Source organism: Mesorhizobium sp. P5_C1 (assembly GCF_054049815.1).
This window is the reverse complement of sequence record NZ_JBFULQ010000530.1, coordinates 1-3,700: the sequence shown is the minus strand read 5'-3', so window position 1 is coordinate 3,700 and position 3,700 is coordinate 1. Positions and strand designations below refer to the sequence as shown.

The window sequence follows — 3,700 nt, the reverse complement described above, 5'->3', positions numbered from 1 at the left end:
TCCCGTCAACTATCTCTTCCAAGACATCTACCGCAACGACTGGAGCATCGGTTCGACCGCCACGAAACTGAGGCGCCACGAGAGTGACAGCCCATGGGTTCGCGAACTGCGGTTCTTCGCCGAGCGCAGACGGAGCTGATCGGGATAGCTTTTTTGTGCGCACCGATTGGATCGATTCAAATCTTGAAAGGAGTGCATCATGCATCCCGTGAGCTATCTGTTCGAAGACATCTACCGCAACTACTGGGGCATCGCGCCGGCGTCCAAACGGCCGGAGAGGCGTCTACTGGCGAAGCTGCGGCGGCACGGTCGCGAAGTGCTCGATAAGCCCGAGCGACGGCAGGATTGATCGTTCGACAAACGCGGTGTGACAGGATCGCGTCGGTTTCGCGAATAGGACCGTCCCGGGCAGTGCGCCCGGAGACATCGCCCCCCAGAGACATCGATAAAGGCTGCTGGTCCAGCCTGGTCAGGAACGTGTGCGCACCAGCGCCGAGCCGGCGATCACCAGCCAGCCGGCGATGAGCAAGGTGCCGCCGATCGGCGCCGACAGCGGGAACAGCCGCGAACCGAGGAAATCGCGGGCCAGCAGGTCGCCGCAGAACAACAGCAGCCCAACCAGCAGGATCAGGCTGCCGATGCGCAGCGTCCGGTTCGCGCCAAGCAGTCCGGTCGCGAGGAAGACCGGCGCGTGCATGAGCAGGAAGGATGCGGCAGTGCCGACAAAGGCACCGCCCAGATGCGCCGCCGCGGCCGACAGCGCCACGCCGGCGGCGCCACAGAGGCCGCCGGCCAGGACGAGGATCTGGCCGCTGTTGACGGAAGATTGCTCGGCCGTGCTCATGTCTCGGGCTCCGTGACGTTCAAGGCAAGCGACCCAATTTGGTCAGGGCTTGCCGGCATTGGCGAGCATGTCCTGCTCACGGCGCGATTGCGCCAGCCAGTTATAGACCGCGCCGCCGGCCATCAAGATGGATGTGCCCAGAAACACCGAGCGCATGCCGAAATGGCCGCCGGCAAATCCGCCAAGCAAGGGGCCGGCGACCTGTCCGACATATTGAGCGGAGATCGAAAGCCCTAGCACATTGCCGCCGACGCCATCGGGAACATTGTGGCGGATGACACTGGTGATGCAGGGCAGGAGCCCGCCCAGCGCCAGGCCCATCAGGAAGCGCAGGCCGATGAGTTGCCAGCTCTGCGTGACGAAGGCCTGAGGAATCAGCAACAGCGCCGAGACGGCAAGCGCGCCGATGATGACGTTCCAATGGCCAATGCGGTCGGCGAGTTTCCCCAGGCGTGAAGCCGACAGGATGGCGCCAAGCGCCGCCGCCGACATGACGACGCCGGAGATCAGCGTGACGCGGCTCTGGTCTTCGATCAATTGCTGCACATAGACGGTGATGATCGGCTCGATCGACATGGTGGCGAAACTCAACAGCATGCCGGTCGCCAGCATGGCGATGACAGGCCGTTTGTCGGGGATTTGTGCCCAGCCGCCTTTCGGCTTGCCCTTCGATGCGGCGTCCGTCGCTTTCGGCCGGGGGTTCTCCTTGATCAGAAACGTGGTCGCCAGGAATGCCAGGAAGATGACGCCGCCGGACAGCAGGAACGTGGCGCGGATGCCGATCAGCGGCGGCAGGGCGCCACCAACCAGCGGGCCGACCAGTGCCCCACCGGTGATACCCGCCGACAGCAGGCCCAATGCCCAGCCCGAACGCTCCTTGGGCGTCTGCATGGCAACCAGGATGGTCGATCCCGAGGAATAGCCGCCGGCAAAGCCGATCAGCAGCCGCAGCAGCACCAACTGCCAGACGGTCTGGACCATGCCGGTCAGCGACATGCATATGGCCATGCCAAAGCTGGCGCGAACCAGCATCACCTTGCGGCCGTAGCGGTCGCCGAGACGTCCCCACAGCGGCGCCACAAGTGCCGCCGCAAAAAAGGTCGCGCCATAGGCGATCCCCGACCATTGCACGATCGCCGCGTGGCCTTCAGCGCCGAGCTGCTCGATATAGAGCGGCAGGAACGGCAAAAGCAGCGTCATGGCGACAAGCGTCGAGAACGAACCGGCAAAGCAAACGAACAGATTGCGCCGCCAGTGGATGTTGTAGGTGCTGTCGGTCGTCGGGGGCGTGTTCTGCATGTCATGCGTCCTGTCCGAGCAAATGCCGTGTTGGTGGTTGCTGCGGATACCATTTTGGGATACCAAGATGGTATCCGTCATGGACGCAAGCGTGGGTGCTGTCAATGCGACCCTCTCAAACGTGATTGGGAAAACGTGGCCAGCAAACCGATAGCCAGCCAACGGTCAGAAAACGGGAACGACAATGTCGCAGATGCATAGCGTCGAAAAACAGCTTCGGCAGATGATCCTGGGCCTCGAGATCGGTCCCGGCGAGAAACTGACCGAGCGCTGGATCGAAAGTCGCTTCGGCGCCTCGCGAACCCCGGTCAGGGCCGCGCTGCTGCGGCTCGAGACCGAGGGCCTGGTCGGCAGGGACGGCCGTGGCTGGACGGTGTCGCCCATCAACCTGGCCGAACTCGAGCAGATTGCCGTCTACCGGGAGGCGGTGGAGGTTGCAGCCCTTCGCCTGACATGTGCCCTGGCGGACCGCAGCGCGGTCGATGTCATCGAGGCGATGCTCGACTCCTGCGACACCGACACGCCGCGTGAGGAATGGCATCGTATCGGTATGGATTTTCACATCGAGTTGGCGCGCTTGTCTGGCAACGAATTCCTGTTCCGGGCGGTCCGCGATGCCATGACACGCCTGTCGCGGGCCCGCTGGCTGGAGGTTCGCGACGAGGCCGCCCTTGCTCGCGCCTGGGCGGAACATCGCGCCATTCTGGCGGCGGCACGCCTCGGCGACGCCGATGAAGCCGCGCGCCTGCTTTCGGCCCACATCGTCGGCAGCCGCGACCGCCTGGTGACGTCGCTCGCCAACGACCGGCGCGGTCTTCGCGCCAGGGGTTTTGCCGTCATCGCCGCCTAAGGCATGCGGTACGCGCCGCGCAAAAGGCGACGTCCAGGCGCGCCGTGCACTTTCGGCCTCGCTTCGCGGACACCGATGGCGTAAGAGCGGCGATGGAAAACAACCGATTTGAAACACCCGTGACCGTCAAGTCAGTCACGGCGGGGAGCACTCAGCTCTTGCGTACGGCCCGTGAGGCTTCCGATTACCTGCTCAACAGCTGGCCCGGAAAACGCAGCCCCAAGCATCGCGCGGCCCTGCAGGCCTGTCACGATGCGCTGGCCGGCGACAAGCCGGCGATGAACGCCAGGCGCGCCTTCATTGCGGCGGCGCGCGAAGTGGACGTCTTCGTCAGCGACAAGGCGCCGGCTTGATCCAAGGCGACAATCTGGAATGAGGCACGGCCCGCATGCGCGGGCCTTTTGCCGTCACTTTGCCGTTTCGGTTTCGGTTTCAGTCTCGTCTTCGGGCTTCGAACGCTCGCGTGCGGCAACCTTGGCCGCCAGCTTTTCAGCCTTCTTGGCCGCCTTCTGGCGGTCGCGTTCCTTGCGTTCCTGATCGTAGTTTGGTGGTCGCGCCATATCGGCTCCTTTTCACTGCCTTGCGGCTCTGACCCTGCCTAGGAGCATTAGCCGTCAAACACAACAGCTGAAGCGATCGTGCCCAGCCGTTCGCGTCGATGATGGCCCGGGCTTGCAAGATGCACGGGACCATGGTGTAGGGGGCCG

Annotated in this window: 6 protein-coding genes; 3 read left to right on the top strand and 3 right to left on the bottom strand. The window is 64.1% G+C overall.

Going from position 1 to position 3,700, the window contains the following annotated elements; genetic code table 11:
* The first annotated feature begins 199 nt into the window (after positions 1-199).
* Positions 200-349 carry a hypothetical protein gene (locus tag ACXJ7R_RS27275; RefSeq protein WP_457154530.1) on the top strand — a complete coding sequence of 50 codons (150 nt, stop codon included), beginning with the start codon at positions 200-202 and terminating at the stop codon, positions 347-349.
* Between the two features lie 120 nt (positions 350-469).
* On the opposite strand, the gene ACXJ7R_RS27270 is transcribed toward ACXJ7R_RS27275, so the two are convergent.
* Positions 470-844, bottom strand: coding sequence for a DUF423 domain-containing protein (locus ACXJ7R_RS27270; protein WP_457154529.1), 375 nt, complete (start codon positions 842-844; stop codon positions 470-472).
* A 42-nt stretch (positions 845-886) separates the two neighbouring features.
* Positions 887-2,143, bottom strand: a complete 1,257-nt coding sequence (locus ACXJ7R_RS27265; protein WP_457154528.1) for a multidrug efflux MFS transporter — start codon at positions 2,141-2,143, stop codon at positions 887-889.
* Positions 2,144-2,327: 184 nt separating this feature from the next.
* On the opposite strand from ACXJ7R_RS27265, the gene ACXJ7R_RS27260 reads away from it, so the two are divergent.
* Together ACXJ7R_RS27260 and ACXJ7R_RS27255 are read left to right on the top strand one after the other, a co-directional pair.
* A complete protein-coding gene (locus ACXJ7R_RS27260; protein ID WP_457154527.1) occupies positions 2,328-2,993 on the top strand; it encodes a GntR family transcriptional regulator in 666 nt (221 codons plus the stop codon).
* Positions 2,994-3,112: 119 nt separating this feature from the next.
* Positions 3,113-3,346, top strand: coding sequence for a DUF982 domain-containing protein (locus ACXJ7R_RS27255; protein WP_244730396.1), 234 nt, complete (start codon positions 3,113-3,115; stop codon positions 3,344-3,346).
* A 54-nt stretch (positions 3,347-3,400) separates the two neighbouring features.
* Here the strand turns inward: ACXJ7R_RS27255 and ACXJ7R_RS27250 are convergent, their stop codons facing one another.
* A complete protein-coding gene (locus tag ACXJ7R_RS27250; RefSeq protein WP_095085720.1) occupies positions 3,401-3,553 on the bottom strand; it encodes a hypothetical protein in 153 nt (50 codons plus the stop codon).
* Positions 3,554-3,700 lie beyond the last annotated feature (147 nt).